This window comes from Paenibacillus litoralis (assembly GCF_046244365.1).
Classification (GTDB): domain Bacteria; phylum Bacillota; class Bacilli; order Paenibacillales; family NBRC-103111; genus Paenibacillus_V.
Map to the genome: position 1 here is coordinate 4,654,924 of NZ_CP176395.1, position 18,604 is coordinate 4,673,527.

Consider the following 18,604-nt stretch of genomic DNA (forward strand, 5'->3'; position numbering starts at 1 on the left):
AGCGGCTTTCTCAATAATTCGGTTCTCTGCCGCCAAAAGGTTATGGGAGTTGACGATTGATGAGGAAATTGGCAATTGGGATAAGGTTAGGACTGGCATTAACGCTGCTGATTTTAATGGTTCCTTTTTCCCCCGTTTACGCCTCGCCGACCACCTATTATGTGAGTTTCACCTCAGGGAACGATTCCAATAGCGGAACTTCTGCCAGCACCCCTTGGAAGACGTTAGGCAAAGTGTCCTCCCAAACGTTCAACGCTGGAGATACGATTCTGCTGAAAAAGGGAGACAATTGGACTGGTGAAACCCTATATTTGAACGGAATCGGCACCAACACCAATTGGATTACCTTGTCCTCTTACGGAACGGGCGGTAAACCCTCAATCACTCCATACACGTCCGTGGCCAACATTCCCGCAGCCAACGCCGCTGATTTAGCAGCGAATGGGTTATTATACGCCATCTACCTTCACAATGCGGCCGGCTGGAAAATCTCCGGACTTGAAATCGGATTCTCCAAGAGCGGCATCGTAAACGTCAATGATTCGAGCGGCGCGCGCAATGGCCTTTGGATCGAAGACTGCTACATCCACGATATCTTTAAATGGCCCTTGCATCCGTTCCCAAACGAGGATAATCGGGTGGCCCCCCTGCAGATCATGCCATATTCCGTTGGCATTTATACCCACCTCGACGAATCTTCCGTTTTCAATGAGAGGCTTCAGAACGTAACCGTCAAGAACGTCACGATCGAACGAACGGATGCGCCTCTGGAAATTCGCAAAAGCGATAACGTAACGATTGAAAACCTAACCGCGACCGATTCCTACAGGGAGGGGGTAATATTGACGGGTATTAATTATGACTACCCGGGCACGCCGGTCGGCATCCTGAAGAACAGCGTAATAACCAACTCAGGTCTGAGCGGTATGGTATGGGGCACTGCGGGTCTTGCATTCAACGCCGTGCACGACTTCGTTGCCGATCATGTAGAAATCGCTTACACGATGGCGCCGAACGGAGTTGACGGTGTCGGTATCGATTATGAAGGATTAAACAAGAACGTAACCGTCAAGAACAGCTACATCCACGACAACGTCGACGAAGCCGTGATGGTGTACCGGAATCCGCAATGGAGCGGCGGTGTGGAGAACGTCAATACGAGCCTGATCGACAACGTTTTCAAGAACAACGGCATACTTGGCGACTCGAACCTGCACGCCGCTTTCCTGACGCATCAATACAATTCGACGTATGGCGGGACGATTTCCGGCAATACCATCTACAAAACCGGACGCAGCCAGGCGTTGAATTTCGTGCAAGAGTTCTCGCCCAAAACAACGGAATCCTGGCCCAATGGAAATTACATCCTTTCGGGCAACAAAGTTCTGCTGCCGAACGGCAATCCGCTGCATTTCGCCTCCACGGGGTTCGCCTCCGCGCAAGGCGCAAACGGCTGGAGCTATCAGCAATACGACGGAAACACCCTTAGCAATCTTTCCTGGAATTCGGCCTCCGGTTTATGGGAGGGAACGGTTGGGAACCTGTATGTCGGCGACGACTGGATGCATCCAGCGGTCGGATATTTCACCGAACGAACCTGGACGGCGGCAGCTGCGGGCATTATCCGGATTACCGGCACCGCGCGCAAATTCGACTCCACGCTCGGCAACGGCGTCATCGCTTCCATATGGAAGAACGGTACCCAGATCTGGGGACCGTATTCCATTACCGATATGACCGGTTCCACGCACGATTTCGGCGTCAGCGTCAGCTCAGGCGACAAAATTGTTTTCGTGATTAACGCCAATGGAGACTCTTCCTACGACAAAACCTATTGGAATCCGGTCATTGAAGAGGTTAAACAAACGATTTATACCGCCAGCACCGACTTCATGGGGCAGCAGGGCATGTACAACTGGAATTACGCCGAGTATAACGGCACGACGCGCACGAATATGACCTGGAACGCCGCCTACGAAGTCTGGTCGGGAAGCGCGTTGAACTTATATATTGGAAACGACTGGGTGCATCCCGCCATTGGAATCCAGCCACAACGCAAATGGACGGCCCCGTCCACAGGCACCGTGCGGCTTAGCGGAACCGTCCGCAAATACGATTCGGTATCCGGCAACGGTATAATTGCAAGCATCTGGAAGAACGGAACGAAGATCTGGGGCGACACGGCCGTTACGACGTTGTCCGGTACTTCGCACAACTTCACGACGACCGTCAGCGCGGGCGACGTGCTCTATTTTGCAGTCGACGCCAACGGGGACTCTTCCTATGACAAAACCTACTGGAACCCGACGGTGGCATACGAATAAATAATTGTCTGACTGGTAATTCATTTGCTGTTGCGCTTTCTATTTGTTGAACGAAAATCCTTCCAAGGGCAGTCCGCTTGGAAGGATTTTCAACACCTGATGCCTGAGCACCCTACAGCTAGCTCCGCGTACGCCGCCCCTTCCGTAACGAACCGGCACATCCGGGCCAGCTGGCCGGACGAGTGAGAAAACGAGATCATTTCGAGGGAGTGTAATAGATCTGATTAATCGATTATGGTTGCCAAACTTCCCATATGTTCCCGTCAGGATCAGCGAACGTTATGTTTGGTCCGCTTGTCACCCGTTCACCTAAAATATTCACTCCGTTTTCCTTGAAACGTTCAAATAGCTCCTCGATCCGTGGAGTAATGAAACATGCCATTGCATGGGGTTTGCCGCTGTCCAATGACCATGAAAAGCGTAACCGACCGCCTTCTTCATCCGATTTGTGAAGGAACAGAGCAGGTACAACTTGCCTTAAACCAGGTGTAGGCAGGTTTCCATTCCGATCGGGTAAATTCAAAACAGCCATCACCATCCCAGGCTCGACACGGTCGTTGTTTGCAGGTTGGTACCCTAAATTCTTTTGGTACCATTTAATAGACTCGTAAACATCATTTACCGGTACGTAAATACAAGTTATACCCGTAATGTCTTCCAGTTTTTCTTCCACTTTGATTTCCTCATTTGCCTGCATATCCGTTTCCTCCCTCTCCATATCTTAAATCAATAATGATCACATCCTACAACCAACCATTCCTAATTTTACCACTACTACACAAGGATGGTATGACATTTTTTGAAATTTATTCACTTGTTCATTATGCTTTCCTGCCCGTCCGTGAGAAAAGGCTACCGATAATGCCGGCAGTCTGTTGTCATGAAGCTATCGTATCCGTCTCAGCGACGGGGCTTTCCGAATCAAATAATGCCAAATCTAGTTAAGGCAAAGTATATGCCATCTTCACTTGCTTTTTTAGTAACGAAATCTGCCTTTTGTTTAAGGCGTTCCTCACCGTTGCCCATGGCAATACCCAGACCAACAACAAGAAGCCGGATGCCTTGCTATTTATTCCCAAAATGGTGTACCTGTAATTTAGCAATAAAAAGACTAAATATTTCGTTCCTCATACTCAAAGGGCTCTTCACACGAGAAAATTTCATGGAAAAATCCCATATACGGGATATCGTCTTCCAGGCATTTGATGCAATATGACAACTCCTCATCACACTTCGGCTCTTCACCACTGTTCCGCATACACTCGAACTCATCCACAATATTTTCCATGAGGGTTACTTTGATAAATAAGGGCAATTTATCCAACATCGAATTTTCGATCTTGGTCTCGGATCTGTATCCCTCGAGGGCAGTTATAAAATAATCATCCATAAACTTTTTGCGTTTACCGGCGTCTGGTTCCGATAGTATCCAGCCCACTCCGTTTCTCCAGAGATCTGCCAGGTCATACATATACCAACCGAAACATGAATTATCGAAATCATACACAGTTATTTGCCCGTTATCAAAATCTATCATATAATTCCCATCGTTATAATCAAAATGGATCATACCGAAAGACTCACGGTTCCTGTCCAATCCTTCTAAGGTTTTAAGGAGCTCTACCACCTTCTCCTTAAGCAGAGCTAAGGAGTCGGGTATCAGTTTATCGATATATTCGGCATTGTATTTATCAAAGAAACTATACCGACGATGGACTGGAGAATATCCTTTCGACAATTGGTGCAGTTTCCCCAGGACTTTACCGCAGTTATGATAATATTCGGTAATAGGAACTCCTTCACGGTACCGATAATTATTTTCCACAAGCTTTTTTCCTCTGGCCTTATCAAACAGGCAGACAAAAAAAGTGTGATTATTATGAGTTATCTCTTCCAGCAGATTCCCCTTCCTGGATCTGACTACACCCGAGACACTTCCGCCATGCTCGAATAAATACCTGATATATTCAACTTCTCCCAGCAATTCTTCCCGGCTCCTGTCATTTAAGAAGGCGATTCTGATTACTTTCGCATCAGCGCCCTCTTTCTCACAGTTATAGACGACATTCCGCCCTCCGGCATGTGCCTTAACCGGCCTTGTTTCATAGCCTTCCAACCCGTACAACTCCGATATTAATGGGAGTAAATAAGCATCACCGATTTTAATTACCTCGTTATAAGTCATAATATCTCCCTTAGCTACTAACGTAGTTAAAAACTCTGTTATTATTTATTTTCAATTTTCTCCTTAATTTTGACCGCAAAATAAGCCCATATAATGGTAAATAACTCCTGTGGAATTAAATAATAACCACCTTGTTTTACATGGATACCACTCCATTAAGCTTTTTTCACTTTGTATTTTACCTAATAATGCCAATTCAATTCTAAGGAAACTTTCTCTATAACAAAATTCAATTTTAAGTTAAAGTCGAGCAAGGATATTTGCTTTATTCTGCCAGTGAACAAAGGCAACCGATCATTCTGGCCGGCTGCCGGTGGTCTCTTATTCAACTTTTGTGTCCCGTTAGAATAACTTCATTTTTCTCCTTTACCTGCAAGAAATAGAGCAATCGAAAAGAGAACTGTGGACCCCCCTAATCAAAAAACAGGAACAATGGAGGTATGAGATTAGAAGTTCCAAAGATTAGATCATGTGGGTGTAATCGTAAATGATTTCTCTGCCGCTAAAGAGTTTTTTCTCGATTTTGGCCTTGAGGTGCGGGGGGAATGGGTATCGGAAGGAGAGTGGATGGATCAGGTAGTTGGGCTTAATGACGTTAAAGTAGCATGTGTAGGATTGCGGACGCCAGACGGTCAGGCATGGATAGAGCTAATCAAATTTTATACGACGTCAGAGAGTGGTTCTCGTTGGATGTAACTTCTCTATTATTTATTAGCCAAAATGGTAAATTCCCAAGGAATGTTTTCATTTTTCCAACCACGATGCTCATCAAATTTCATTAACTTAAAACCGGATGTAATAACGGAATTTATTATTTCGCTAAGGGTATAAGACCTAGTCGAAACGTCTGGAAATTCTTTTTGTTCATGTTCATCGAAATAGTGTTTATATGCTACATCCCCACTATGTAATTCTGCGTCAAAGTAACATTGTTGGATTTGATATTGGATTTTAGCATTAGAAACGATACACCTTCTCAAGGGATGAAAATCACTTAGTACCATCACTCCGCTATCTTTAAGTAATGAAAAAAGAATAGACATGAATTTTTCAATGTCATTGAAGTAGTGTAATATTCCACCTTCTAAGTATAGCATGTCAAAATGACCACTATACTTTTCTAAGTCTATATCATAAATATCAGTAACAACATAATGTATAGATGCATTAGCGGAATCCGCCAGTTCCAGGGCATACTTTTTATTTTCTTCCGATATATCAAATACCGTTACATCTGCGCCTAACACTGCTAATGGGACTGCTTTTCTTCCATTTGAACCACAAAGATTAGCAATCTTTTTTCCTGCAATGTGTTCAAAATATTGCTTATGTTTTTTTAGCTGTGCTTTGGGATTCTCCAATATTTGTTTTGCCTTATCCTTAGGTGAACCATCTCGTCTGTTCCAAAATTCATATGCTCGATGTTCCCAAGCTATCTTATTTTTAGCACTTTGTTCATTCATGGTAGTCGAATCTCCCTTCATTATCATCTATTTTTGATTTCCTGTCTTGACAAACATTAAAAGAAACCGCATACAATTCTAAGGCAAATTACATGATACCATTTATTGGAACACTATGCCATATCATATCGCTTCAAATTTTACTCATAGTCGGTCGGCGGAAGTGCCTATGGCATATCTAAAAACCAAAGAAACCACTCCAATATTAGGAGTGGCTTTGTGTTTGTAATTTTCTGGCACTCAAGTTCAACCATTGCAAAACCTAGTTCTTGAATTGCTGCTTTCTATTGTAGTCATTGCATCCATTCCATCCATTCCTCTATTAGTTGGTCTAATTTAGACTGCAGTTGTTCACGCTCTAACCAAGTCTTCTCCAATTTCTCAATTTCATTAGAAGCATTCCATTCAGCCAATTGCTTATCCAATAACACTGCTTCAGCTTCTAAGGCAGCAATATGTTGCTCCAGCTGTCCAGCCGAATTCTTTTCTTTCTGCTGCTTTAATGTCTGTTTCCTGCCGCTGTCTGTAAGCAGATTATTTTTTTGCAAGCTGCCTCTCTCGACTTCTGTCTCCCGTTCCAATTGTTGCACGCTCACATTCTCTTTCGTTCCCAAAGCGTCCAGCCTTGCCGCATAAACTTTATAATCATCGTAATTCCCAATAAACGCTCTTACCTTTCCATTTTTTAACTCCCATACTTTCTTAGCCAAGCGGTTTACAAAATAACGGTCATGCGAAATGGCCAGCAGAGTGCCTGGAAACTCCTCTAACGCCTCTTCGAGCGCCTCCCGAGAAGCAATATCCAAATGATTCGTCGGTTCATCAAGCAATAATAAATTCGGTTTTTTTCTAACCAGCAACGCAAGCCGAATCCGTGACCATTCCCCGCCAGAGAGCATACTTATAGGCTTAAATACATCATTGCCGTAAAATAAATATTGGGCTAGAGTGTTTCTAGCTTCGCCTTCCTCGTACTGCCCCTCTATGCAAAAATATTTCAATAACGTCAGCTTATGATCTGTACCCGTATGTTCTTGCTGAGCCAAATAGCCGGTTTCTACCCGTGCTCCAAGCTCCAAAACACCCTTATCAGGCTGTATTTCGTCCAAAAACAGCTTAAACAATGTTGTTTTTCCAGTGCCGTTATCTCCAAGGAGCACAACCTTTTCTCCATATTGCAATCTTCCTTCGGCTTCGTGCAAAATCTGCTTGTTCCCGAAACTCTTGGATAATTGCTCAAACTGCAATACGGCACGTCCGGAACGGTCTGACGGAGAAATCATAAAGCTAGCCTGCTTCTGCTCTAAAGCAGGTTTCTTAATGATCTCCATTTTCTCAAGCACTTTACGGATTGAAGCGGCTCTTTTGAAAAACTTTTCGTTATCGCCATTTCGTCCCCATTCCTCCAGCTTGCGAATGGTCTCCTTCATCTTCTTTACAGCCTTTTGCTGCTCTTCATATTGAGCGAACTGCTGCAGCACCCTTTCTTCCTTCTCCTTCATATAACCGCTGTAATTGCTGAAATAGACATGTGCTTCGCCATCCTCCAGCTCTATTATCTTATTGCATACAGCGTCAAGGAAATAGCGGTCATGAGACACAATCATACAGGTTCCGTCATAGCGCTCAAGAAATTTTTCAAGCCATTCTATGCCTTTTAAATCAAGATGATTAGTCGGCTCATCGAGCAAGAGCAGCTCAGGCTTCATAACAAGCTGGGAAGCTAGCACAACCCTTGTTTTTTCTCCGCCCGACAAACTGCCAAACTTTCTTTCATCATAACTGCGCTCTATCTGAAGACCGCTTGTTACTTGATCAATAGTTGTATCTATTTCATAGCCCCCGCCAAGCTCAAAGCTATCTTGCAATTGTGCATAAGCAAGCAGCAATTTTTCCATTATTCCCGGATGCTCCGCTGCTTCAGTACTTGACATTTGCTGCTCCAAAACAGACATCTCATGCTTTAAATTGATTATTTCATTAAAACCGCTGGCAAGAACTTCATAAACCGTCATCGTTTCAAACTCTTTAGGTACTTGCGGCAAATAACCGGTTTGTAAATCCTTTCTTCTTGTCAACACGCCTTCATCAACATGATCGCAGCCGGCTAATAGACGAAACAACGTAGATTTTCCACTTCCGTTACGTCCTATTAATCCTGCTCGTTCGCCTTCCTGCAATTGAAAGGTTACTCCGTTCAAAACTAGATTTGCGGCATGGTATTTTTTCACTTGTTGTGCATTTATCAGTAACATAGCAAGAGCCTCCTAATTATTAGAGACACTCTTTCTTTCCCCTTTCAGAAAAACAAAAAAAGAGCCGCGGCAATAAGCACACGGCCCTTTGAACAGATAAAATTTATCCGATCAGGTAAAGGCAGGCGTCTTCTCGCGATTGGTAAACGGTATGATCAAAAATAGACGGACTGATCCCGTTCGCGAAAAAATCATGAACAATGCCAGCACATGCCAATGGCCGCCGGCTAATTGGATGATTAAGATTCTCTTTATTCACCTGCCTCACCTCCTTCTGCATAGTAGTGATAATATAACATATTAAAATACAGCTTGGCAATGAAGTACATGCTCGATGCTGCACATACTCGAACGGCCCCTGGTACTAACGAGATAATTCCGTCTTAAAAGTTTACTTTTGAGAATCAAGAATAAACATAGATGCATCCTGACCCATGAATAATTTACTCCCCGTATAAAAAGTTTTGGATTGAATATTCCTATACCCTATTTTAGTCATAATGTCGGTTAGCTCGACTTGATTAAATCCGTTATGAACGATATCTGAAACTATTTTTTCATTTTTATTAAAATCTACGATTAGTAAATGTCCTCCTTCATTCAGAACATCAAATAATCTTGATAAAATTAATTCAACATCATGAATATGGAGCAGAACCTGAGCCATAAAAATATAGTCAGCATGTAAATCCGATAGACCTTCCTTTTCAAAATCAAAGCATAATGTATCTACATTCTGAATATTAAAACCAGAAACTTTTTGGTTTATTTGATTAATCATGTTTTGAGAAGTATCCAGAAAAAGCATAGAATTAAAATCGTTTAACAAGTTCATTCCGACAAGACCAGTGCCACACCCAAAATCAATAGCATTCTTACTATTAGCGTCAACTAAATATTCACGAATGGCATCAGATGATACCTTGGCAATTTGAATTCTTTCAGAAGTGTCATATATATTCGCTATCATTTCAAACTTATCCGTATTTCCCATTGTTACCTCTCCTTAATAATAAAGTCTGAACACTAAAAAACTTGCCGTTACTCGTGGTAGTACATAGTCTTGTGGAGGCAACAAAATCTCAAACTTGTTCAATCCCAGACATCAGAAAAGAAATGGCCGACTTGATAAATGCTTCCGGCGATAATTCCTTACTATTTCTCCTCCACTCCACAGAAGCGCCATAAACGCCCCAACTTAAAATGACAGCTGTAATTTTTAGAGATTCATTCTCTTTCGTTGTATGTTGTTTTCGCAACATTCCATAGAAAATGATTTCAAGTTGTTCCCTAATAATACGGGCTATGGTCTCGTCGTATCCTCTATGACACCGACTGGACAAAGCTCTTTGGAAATCCGTTATGGCCACGAAGATATCAGTAATCGATTCTTCATTTAATTCGCTTTTCTCGAAGTCTATGGCATTCAAATTAATCAATAAAACTTCCGATAATACCTTGTCGAGCAAGTCATATATATCTTCAAAGTGATAATAGAACGTTGCACGATTAACCATAGCCTCTGTAGTAATATCCTTAACGGTAATTTCCTTGAATTCTTTTTTACCTGAAAGTTCAATAAAAGAGTCCATGATTAACTTACGAGTTCGTAAAATTCGGGGATCTGTCTTTGATTGAGTCATATCATGTCCCTCCAACTTTTTAAACAATTGTATCAATGTGTTGCATAAACGACAAATGGAATGATCTATTGGTGTTCCGATAGTTTTTTTATGGCTAGAATAGGATTGTAAAACAAAGCGATGTTTCTAGTAAAGCTTGTTTATGACACATCAAGGAGGCAATAATCATGGTGAATGAGGATAAACGAATGGCGAACGATAATCATATGATTTGTGATTTGGAAACAGGTGTATGTGGAGTAGCTGGGGAGGAAGAAATGAAGATAATCGATTTTAATCAACCCCCAAAATCCATTGAAGTTTATTATGTAACGGATCCCATTTGCTCTCACTGCTGGGCGCTTGATCCTGTTCTTCGTCGATTTAAAGAGCAGTATGGACATTATTTCAACTTTCATACGGTTATGGGTGGATTGCTGGAAAAATGGAGTGATGAGCCTGTCGACCCGCGTAACGGAATATCTGGGCCTGCTGACGTCTTCGGCCACTGGAGAGAGGTTGGAAAATATTCGCGCATGCCGATTGACGGTTCACTGATGCTCGACAATCCGGTCCAATCCTCCTTCCCGCCTTCTCGTGTATTTAAAGTGATTCAAAAAACTTATAACGATGCATTAGCCTATGATTACTTAAGACGATCACGAGAAGATCTGTTCGCATTTAATCGAAATATCGCCGATGAATCCATCATGATAGACATAGTAAATGAGCTAGGACTTGATGGAGAAGCTATTGTAAAGGATGCCGAACAACAAACCGCCCAACAATTATTGAATGAAGATTTTAGTCTCGCTAGAAGCCTTGGTGTTAGAGGTTTCCCGACGATCATTATGATGAACGAGGAAAATAAAGGATTGAAAATCGTAGGCAGTCGTCCGATTGAGTCCTATGTTGAGGGCCTACAGCAAATTCTAAATACGGATGAAATACAACCAAAACAACAACCATCGCTTTCTAACTTGCTTGAAAAAGAAAAGCTATTATTTTCTAAAGAAATTGAAGTTATGTATGATATTGAAAAGTCGGAAATCAACGCTTTTGTTGAAAAAGAACTTTCACCAAGCAGTTATCAAGTGAAGGAACTTTTAGGAGAATCCTATTTTACAACTACCAAATAATAATAGAGAAAGTCTTGCCGGCTCAGTCCTCAGTTCGACTGTTGTCTGACTGATAAAATATCCAATAACCATTTTAAACAATACCCTTCCGCAAATAGTTCAAAAAGGGGCTTTTCCTTTCGACGGAAAAGTCCCTAAACTGAATCATAAACTCATAGTTGTTATTTGACTTTAAGCTTCTTGCACCAGTAACCCAGCTTTCTGCGCCCCGTGAGCGGTCAAATCCAAAACTTTTTGCTGTTACTTGTGGTACGGTTCACCGCGCTGTCTGTAACGGCAAGTTTAAAGGCCATCCTTTGTGGGATGGCCTGCCCTATCAAATCTAAACAACTATACTCAATAACCTACCGAATTCCTTAAAGTAAGAATATTTTCCTGAAGGAACGTTTGATTTTTTTCAATTCCTCTGTTTTTACACCAAACAACTGCGTTGAAAGCATCGTAAAAATCATAAAATGGCAGCACTCTTTCCAGAGCCAACATAGGTCGAATCGATTGATAACCTTCAATGAACGGCAACTTTGTTCTCGGATTGACTTCCCAAATATATCGATTGACTTTTGTAAAATCTATTTCCGACGATCCACCACGGGCACTCTCGAAATCAATAATGCCAGTGACCTTGTTATCATTTACCAATATATTACCAGGTCTAAAATCCATATGAACAATGCATGGCCCGTCAGGTTCCGGTAAAGCAGAGAAAACTCCATCAAAGTGAAGAATACATCTTTCATACAATTTTGAGTCGAGAATCTCTTTGCATGGCTCTTTCCACTTTTCAAAATTACTTTTGATATGTAATCTCCAATTATTTTGGTCAAGTAACTTAAAACCATCGGTTACATGGTAACCATACCCAGGAGTTTTAACCTCATGGAGCATAGCATGATACACGCCAATTTGAAAAGAGAGTTTCTCATTAATGTCTCCTGTACAAGGCATACCTTGAATTGCCGAAAGAAGCAATGCTCCAGTAGTACTTTCATCCCCGTACCAAATGTCCAACACCTTAGGAACAGGTATTACACCCTTTAATGTTTCAAGCATCTGAAATTCACGGAATAGTTTATCCTTGTTAAATGGAATTTTTACATACACTTTTTCTCCGTTAGCGAGAGTAAGTTTGTATACATCAGAACTAAATGACTCTGGAACATCTTCTACATTCAAGACGTTCAGCTTTAACTTTTCAATAACATTTAGAATGGAACTCATAAAGTACCTCCTCGTTTTGGATTGCAAAACGATAATCCCGATTAAAAACCTTTGACTTTCTCGGGATCTCTTGGCATTCCCTGGAATTAACCAAATTAAACCCAATCTCTTACATATATCATATTCTTGATCCAGAACCAAGACCCCTTTTTAGAGGGGTCATTTCTCAACTGTTCGACTTAGGCGAAGGACTTCAGGCTTACAAATTCGTAGTGCTTTACGACAACGACTACCTGTTGACGTTCTTCACGCAGGCCGGAGCGCACGACGAGGAGGTGGAACAATGGCTAAAGGAGCAAGCGGAAAGAAGTTGACGGCGAACGAATTGGTTCTCCAGAAGCTGAAAGAGACGTTCGATCGGAACGAAAACGTCACAGCCGACAGCAACGGGACTAACGTTTGTGGCCTATCCCAAACCCTTGCCCGGCAATGCCCCTTTGATCGCCGCATATTCGGCCACCCCATTCCCCATATGTATTGCACATCATATTGATTGGTTAGGGCTTTGTATTTGTTACTATCCTCATATATCCCATGATGGGATAAACGCACCGCATTTGATTGGCATTATCCGCAAATAATGGATAAAATGTAAGTATTCATGCATATCCTTCCACGTATTTCTTGATCTCTTTATTTAGATCATAGAGATTTTCGTTCATCTTCATAGATACTGCTTGATGTGTTCATATTTTCATTCTACGGAGAGTTCTTCGAGCTCGCTACGAACTAAAAGGGTGCGATAACTTTTCGGTGATTAACATAGTAGCATACCCATGTTGTTTATGGATATCATCACCCCAGGGGAGTGAATAGAATTTGTCTGACTAAGTACTGATGTCCTCCAAAAGACATATGCATATGCAGAAGAGCAGATTGGTTGAAAGTCTGTTCCCTCACCTTTCAACAGATCACTGGAATCCTTCTCGGAATGCCGCCTGCTGCTGCCAATGCGATATAGCGCCCCATAGAATGAACGATGACCGAGACGGATGTGGGTGTGCTTCTACTGCTGATCCCCCTTTTCACAAAAAACCAATCGATAGCCATTCGAAATGTCATCATCGCTACTTCTTTGACCTCATATTTCTCACGTCCCGCAAACATCCGCCAAAGGTGGGTATTATTTAAGGAGGTTAATTATGTTGAGGAAGAGTACAAATTCAGGTAGAAGGTCTGCAGTAATTACTGGGGTGTTGTTAATAGCCGGGTTGGTTACAGGTATATTTAGTGTTGTTCCTGTTATAGATGGAGCAGACTACCTTGTCAAAGCTTCTACAAATGAAAATCAGGTACTAATAGGAGCATTTTTCCAGTTGTTAATGGTTGTTGCATATGTTGGTATTCCTATTTTGATGTATCCGATTATAAGCAAGCATAATAAAGGTTTAGCTCTTGGATCTGTTGCTTTCGGCATCATTGCGGGTGTGTTCATTATTATTGGTGTAATCATACTTCTGTTGCTATTGACATTAAGTTACGAATTTGCAAAAGTTGGAACTCTGAATGGTTCGTATTTCCAGACCCTGGGTGCATTGTTACGGGAAGGACGTGATTTGGTGAACCATGTGGCAACGACACTGGCATTTGTTTTGGCTATGTTCTTGTTTAACTGCATATTTTACCAAACAAAATTAGTTCCACGTTGGTTGTCCGTTTCGGGTCTAATTGGGTCTACATTGTCCATATTGGCAAGCTTATTATTTATGATTCGCTTCATCGGTCTGGATGCAACCTACATGATGTTGAACATTCTAATAGCCTTTCAACAATTGGCTTTGGCTATATGGCTAATCATGAAAGGATTCAACCGGACGGAACAGGATTCTGTATCCAATTAAGAGGAATGCTCTAGAAAAGAAGGTGTAACGGAAATGAATAAATCAGAAAATTTTTGGGACAAAACAGCAAGTAAATATGATCAAATAGAGATGAAGGATGAACTGACTTACATCAATATAATAAAAAGAACGAAAACGCATCTCAATATAAGCGACATTGTTATGGATTACGGCTGTGGGACTGGATTGATAGCAAATGAAATTGCAGAATATGTGAAAGGGATTCATGCGATTGATATTTCTTCTAATATGATAGGAATTGCAGAAAAAAAGGCAAAAGAGCGAAACATTGCAAATATAAACTATGCTCATTCGACCATTTTTGATGATAGGTATAAGAAAGACTCATTTGATGTCATCCTTGTTTTTCATGTTCTGCATTTGTTGGAAGATGAACATGTCGTTCTACGAAGAATTAATGAACTGTTGAAACCAGGAGGATTATTGATTTCTGCAACACCATGCGTGGGAGAAAAGATATTTCTAAGAAATTTGTTATTCTTTGCAGGAAAAGTTGGGTTAATGCCGAGTATAAAATCATTTAAAATACGCAATTTAGTAGATACAATTGAGGAAGGGAATTTTTCAATTGTCGAATCGGATTGCTTGAAGAAAAGTTCTCAGGAATATTTCATTGTTGCCAGGAAGATTTGAGATATGTTCTTGTTCCAAGTGACTCTGACCACCCCACCACAAACACAATAGACCAGTCCCATCAGTCTTTTTTTATGAAGCTGGAGGCTGATGAACATCAAACATATTTCCGAACGGATCATAAAACTACGTAAATATTTACCTATTCGATCTACCCTGCCCGATCCGCGACAATTTCGGCGGGGGATAGCTCGCGAAAGAAATGCGCTTCAAAGATTTGCCGTTCGCGATTGCTAATGCAATGCAGCAGCGAACGCTACTGCTCCATCATCTCTTTGCACAGTATGCTGGTAGCACGACAAACCTGATCGAGGACGATCAGGCCGTCAGCTATGCCTTTCTGAATACGAACGGCGGTAACCACAACGAATCCGATACCGTAGTGGCCATGACGTTCCAAAATATATGCCGAACATTCCGTCATGGCGAAGCCGGCCGAAGGAGTCAAGGCTCGATCGTTTGGCTGCAGCACCGGACTACGGAGATGCAGAAGCTGTATCCGCAAGTCTTTGAGAATTATGCCGCCCAAGCAGGCGATACGTATGAAATCGGCGGTAACTTCTATATCGGCGAGCTCCTATGGCTGCCGAATGTGCCGGCAGCCTATCATGGTGCTAACGTCCCGTTAGCTGAAGTATTTAGGCAGCTCATTGTTAATATGATCTCGATAATCAATAGTTTAGTGATTTATTTTCTTTTTAATAATTTATGAATACTCGACGGCTGTAAGCCGGCTTGAAAAAGCAATTTAATATTGAAACCTGATTTCCCGTAGCTTAAACGATACCAATAATAATTTATATATTCTATCACGGAAAAAACATAAATTAACATACCTACAATTAGGTCTCTTTTACTCTGTGCGAGCATTATCAATAAAATAATTACTAACACAGCTAGAAAAAGATTCATACTTCTAAGCACAATCAGGGTTTTCAGCATTATAAATGGTTTCTGTTTACCTGTTGAATAAGATCTAAATACCCAATATAAAACACCTTGAAATAATATAAAAACTAGGAATGATAGCGCAAGCAAGCTCGCAACTCCCAAATCTAAATATATTTTATATACAACCAAAAAAGAAAAAGCGGCTGCTAACTCACCCAACGCAAGATTCAATAGGTGTTTTCTTAGTTTTCTCATAAACCTCCATTTAAAGCACATCAAACAGTCTTTGATCGAATTGATGTTTTCATTTTATCACATCAGATTGTTAAGCATTACTGCCCGTTACTTCAATAAACAAAAAAAGGAGCTGCCGCACAGGTGCTCCTCTAATTTCGTACCCTTCAGCAGCGAGGCTGCCAATCTAATGAAGTGCGATCCGGCACGGCCCCGTCCCGTACTGGTGCTTCGTCGGTAAAGCCATTAGGCCGCCTTGGCAGGACGCCAGTGTTCAGTGTAAAGATATGATTACATTGACTACAGATACGGAGGCTCAGCACCACTTCCTCCTTGGGCTCCCATGCTTCCGCGTCTGACCTCGTAGATCATCTGATATTGACCATTTTCCTCTCCCTTACGCCAACGTTCCGTGAACACCACTTTATAGATTTCCTTCTCGGCCGTTTCCTCTACCTTCGTTTCCCGCTCAACGTCATAGCCGTCAATTTGCAGCTTAACCACTCCTTCTTCCTTGGGGAATCGGTCTTTGGTAGTACCACTGCCGGAAGTAGCAAATTGTACAGCATCTTTTGTAGTAAACGACGGCTTCGGCGGCGATGTGGCATCGATCGCACCCGCTATGAGAACAAACAGAAGCACGGGGGCAATAAAGAAGACCACTCGTGTCTTCCTCTTAAGGATCGGGAAAGCATGAATGATGATTCGATCGAAACTAAAGAAAAGTATTGCCGATACTCCCCCCATGATGCTAAATAGTGAAGAATGAAGCACATAGCCAAAGCAAAGTCCAAAGGCGACATGTAACAAACCAGATACCAACGCCTCACCGGGACCTTTCACTTTCAACTTAACCGATAATGCTTCGAGTAGCGAAGAAACTAGAACTCCGTAGAGAAAGATAGCGGGAACTGCGTATAATGCAATGATGAATGCCCATGACAAATAATTTTCAGTCGCGTTCCAGTTTGTTCCTCCTAAAGCTATATTAGTAAAGGAAAACCAAGTGACAATTGCCCAGGATGTGAAATAAGCGGCTGCCAGCTTTCGGACAAGCATCCGTCGTAAGTTCGACTGCCTCAAATGATATCCCCCCATAAAGAGCTAATAAACCATCGTCTTTAAAATAATTATATTATTGTTTGACGAAAACTGCCCGTTAGGTTAGCCACCTCCACTTTACTTCGGCAAAAGGGACAAGTTCTTGTAGTTCGTCCGCGACAAGAACTTGTCCGAATGAAATCAAAAACCCACAAGTTATGCGGGTTTGAAAACTCGCTACTTTCCCGAATGGCGTTTCTATTTGCATCTCGAATGTGTAATTTTTGGCCCTTTTGTTGACAAAGTCATCCGTCGTTCTGACCGGTTATCATCGTCAAACTTCACCTCAATGTATCTTCATTGAAAAAACTACATTATCGTAGCGTCCTTCCCACGATATCAAACAACTAAAACGCCGGATCCTCACAGACGTAGACCGGATCGATGGATAGCGGCACCCCGCACGCAAACATTACATATGCTTGAACCGGCAGTTGCTCCTCCCAAATACTGTAGATGCCCTCCTCATTCACGTCAAGGGTGTGCGCATCCTTCATCGCATAATTCACCTGCGTTCCGTCTTCCAGGAGCTTTATCTTCACAAGCCGATGATTACTGCCGGAAGGCTTCAAGTCCATTAAATGCAGGCTCTCCACCCTCTCGAAGAAATTTTCCGCCAGAAGCCTAGCTTGACTACTCACCGGCGTTCGGGCCGCAACCATCTTCCATACCCCATCGAGCCCGAGTTGCTCAATCGATACATTGCTAATGAACGTATCCCTGGGTTGCGATTCCAGAACGCCAGCGATCCCAGGCATCATCAGCTGTGAGACGTACAGCAGCAGACCCAACAGCGCCGCCATATGCTTAATACCGCGATTTGGCTTCGCCTTTCGGAAGAACAGCCAATATACGGCAAAGCCCAACGGCAGCCGGGTGTCGTTCAACGTAAGCGTAAACCCGCCAAGCAAAAAATAGCCGATAAGCTTCCACGCAAGTCCGTTCTCCGGTTCCGAATGTTTGCGATATAACACCGCTAGCACGACAATCAACAGCAGCGTAAAGAGGATCGGCAACCAGAATGCTGCATACTCCCCTGGCAATTGTCGGTATCCGTATAAGTAGAAACCCGAGAAACGTACATTAGCCCCGTGCTCAAACTTCTCGCGGTCCGCATCATCAATGAAAAGTGCGGATACATTCCCCGGCCCATCACCCGTGCCGAAACTGCCCCCGAGCAGGTCGTGCCCTGCAGCGTCGGTAACCTGCCATTTCGTATAACTTCCTGTGCTCGTAAAGGATTCGTTCGCAATAAGATATGTCGATAGCAGTTGCCCGGAGGTTCGATTCGGATGAGGGATGGTATTTAGTTGAATGTAGAAATCCTTCTCTCGCTTCGCGACTTTTTCCAAAACAATTTTCGTATCGAACTTCTCTTCGATCACAAGATTCAACCGCTTCTCTTCGCCGTCCCGTTTCGGAATCCATTCCGGCTTTAAGAAGAATTCTGTTTCGATACCTTCCTTCACAAGCGACAACGTATACCCGTCTTGGTGAGTGATTCGTTCGAATACCTCTTCGCTGCGGTTCTGGTAGAGCCAGTTTGCCGCGATTAGGATGACGACGACCAATACGATGCCGAACGAGAGCTTCCATTTCAAAACGCTATTCCCCTCTCTAGGCCAGGGTGCTGTCCGGCTGAGATCTGCATTTTGTCCCGATAGCATAGGTAAACGT

16 protein-coding genes and 1 pseudogene are annotated in these 18,604 nt (G+C 42.6%); 6 read left to right on the forward strand and 11 right to left on the reverse strand.

The genetic code is table 11. The annotated features are described in order from the left end of the window. The first annotated feature begins 59 nt into the window (after positions 1 to 59). On the forward strand, positions 60 to 2,324 hold the full coding sequence (locus ACKGJP_RS19335; protein WP_409340455.1) for a right-handed parallel beta-helix repeat-containing protein: 2,265 nt from the start codon (positions 60 to 62) through the stop codon (positions 2,322 to 2,324). A 232-nt stretch (positions 2,325 to 2,556) separates the two neighbouring features. On the opposite strand, the gene ACKGJP_RS19340 is transcribed toward ACKGJP_RS19335, so the two are convergent. From ACKGJP_RS19340 to ACKGJP_RS19350, 3 genes and pseudogenes are all read right to left on the reverse strand, one after another. Next, complete coding sequence (locus ACKGJP_RS19340; protein WP_409340456.1) at positions 2,557 to 3,021, reverse strand: VOC family protein; 465 nt, start codon at positions 3,019 to 3,021, stop codon at positions 2,557 to 2,559. A 224-nt stretch (positions 3,022 to 3,245) separates the two neighbouring features. Then, a pseudogene (locus tag ACKGJP_RS19345) lies at positions 3,246 to 3,377 on the reverse strand (HAD hydrolase family protein); the annotation flags it as partial. 58 nt (positions 3,378 to 3,435) lie between these two features. Further along, complete coding sequence (locus ACKGJP_RS19350; protein ID WP_409340457.1) at positions 3,436 to 4,509, reverse strand: phosphotransferase enzyme family protein; 1,074 nt, start codon at positions 4,507 to 4,509, stop codon at positions 3,436 to 3,438. Between the two features lie 471 nt (positions 4,510 to 4,980). On the opposite strand from ACKGJP_RS19350, the gene ACKGJP_RS19355 reads away from it, so the two are divergent. Continuing rightward, the gene (locus ACKGJP_RS19355; protein ID WP_409340458.1) at positions 4,981 to 5,205 is read left to right on the forward strand and encodes a hypothetical protein; all 225 of its coding nucleotides are present in this window, start codon (positions 4,981 to 4,983) and stop codon (positions 5,203 to 5,205) included. An 8-nt stretch (positions 5,206 to 5,213) separates the two neighbouring features. Here the strand turns inward: ACKGJP_RS19355 and ACKGJP_RS19360 are convergent, their stop codons facing one another. From ACKGJP_RS19360 to ACKGJP_RS19375, 4 genes are all read right to left on the reverse strand, one after another. Further along, positions 5,214 to 5,972, reverse strand: a complete 759-nt coding sequence (locus ACKGJP_RS19360) for a class I SAM-dependent methyltransferase (protein ID WP_409340459.1) — start codon at positions 5,970 to 5,972, stop codon at positions 5,214 to 5,216. A gap of 293 nt (positions 5,973 to 6,265) precedes the next feature. Further along, on the reverse strand, positions 6,266 to 8,227 hold the full coding sequence (gene abc-f, locus ACKGJP_RS19365; RefSeq protein ID WP_409340460.1) for a ribosomal protection-like ABC-F family protein: 1,962 nt from the start codon (positions 8,225 to 8,227) through the stop codon (positions 6,266 to 6,268). A 391-nt stretch (positions 8,228 to 8,618) separates the two neighbouring features. Next, entirely contained in the window at positions 8,619 to 9,221 is a 603-nt protein-coding gene (locus ACKGJP_RS19370; RefSeq protein ID WP_409340461.1) for a class I SAM-dependent methyltransferase, read from the reverse strand. A gap of 88 nt (positions 9,222 to 9,309) precedes the next feature. Beyond that, entirely contained in the window at positions 9,310 to 9,870 is a 561-nt protein-coding gene (locus ACKGJP_RS19375) for a TetR/AcrR family transcriptional regulator (RefSeq protein ID WP_409340462.1), read from the reverse strand. A 167-nt stretch (positions 9,871 to 10,037) separates the two neighbouring features. Between ACKGJP_RS19375 and ACKGJP_RS19380 the strand changes: the two genes are divergently transcribed. After that, on the forward strand, positions 10,038 to 10,988 hold the full coding sequence (locus tag ACKGJP_RS19380) for a DsbA family protein (protein ID WP_409340463.1): 951 nt from the start codon (positions 10,038 to 10,040) through the stop codon (positions 10,986 to 10,988). A 336-nt stretch (positions 10,989 to 11,324) separates the two neighbouring features. Here ACKGJP_RS19380 and ACKGJP_RS19385 read toward each other — a convergent pair whose 3' ends face one another. Then, positions 11,325 to 12,206 carry a phosphotransferase family protein gene (locus ACKGJP_RS19385; RefSeq protein WP_409340464.1) on the reverse strand — a complete coding sequence of 294 codons (882 nt, stop codon included), beginning with the start codon at positions 12,204 to 12,206 and terminating at the stop codon, positions 11,325 to 11,327. Positions 12,207 to 13,348: 1,142 nt separating this feature from the next. On the opposite strand from ACKGJP_RS19385, the gene ACKGJP_RS19390 reads away from it, so the two are divergent. The 3 genes from ACKGJP_RS19390 (at position 13,349) to ACKGJP_RS19400 (ending at position 15,413) form a co-directional block, all read left to right on the forward strand. Further along, on the forward strand, positions 13,349 to 14,047 hold the full coding sequence (locus ACKGJP_RS19390; RefSeq protein WP_409340465.1) for a DUF4386 domain-containing protein: 699 nt from the start codon (positions 13,349 to 13,351) through the stop codon (positions 14,045 to 14,047). Positions 14,048 to 14,080: 33 nt separating this feature from the next. Next, positions 14,081 to 14,701 (forward strand): class I SAM-dependent methyltransferase, encoded by a 621-nt coding sequence (locus tag ACKGJP_RS19395; RefSeq protein ID WP_409340466.1) that lies wholly within the window; start codon positions 14,081 to 14,083, stop codon positions 14,699 to 14,701. A 202-nt stretch (positions 14,702 to 14,903) separates the two neighbouring features. After that, complete coding sequence (locus ACKGJP_RS19400; RefSeq protein WP_409340467.1) at positions 14,904 to 15,413, forward strand: hypothetical protein; 510 nt, start codon at positions 14,904 to 14,906, stop codon at positions 15,411 to 15,413. On the opposite strand, the gene ACKGJP_RS19405 is transcribed toward ACKGJP_RS19400, so the two are convergent. The 3 genes from ACKGJP_RS19405 to ACKGJP_RS19415 all read right to left on the reverse strand — a co-directional run bounded on the left by ACKGJP_RS19405 (position 15,389) and on the right by ACKGJP_RS19415 (position 18,528). After that, on the reverse strand, positions 15,389 to 15,847 hold the full coding sequence (locus ACKGJP_RS19405; RefSeq protein ID WP_409340468.1) for a hypothetical protein: 459 nt from the start codon (positions 15,845 to 15,847) through the stop codon (positions 15,389 to 15,391). The genes ACKGJP_RS19400 and ACKGJP_RS19405 overlap by 25 nt on opposite strands. Positions 15,848 to 16,126: 279 nt before the next feature. Then, positions 16,127 to 16,909, reverse strand: coding sequence for a hypothetical protein (locus tag ACKGJP_RS19410; protein ID WP_409340469.1), 783 nt, complete (start codon positions 16,907 to 16,909; stop codon positions 16,127 to 16,129). A 365-nt stretch (positions 16,910 to 17,274) separates the two neighbouring features. Further along, positions 17,275 to 18,528, reverse strand: coding sequence for a hypothetical protein (locus ACKGJP_RS19415; RefSeq protein ID WP_409340470.1), 1,254 nt, complete (start codon positions 18,526 to 18,528; stop codon positions 17,275 to 17,277). Between the last annotated feature and the right edge of the window lie 76 nt (positions 18,529 to 18,604).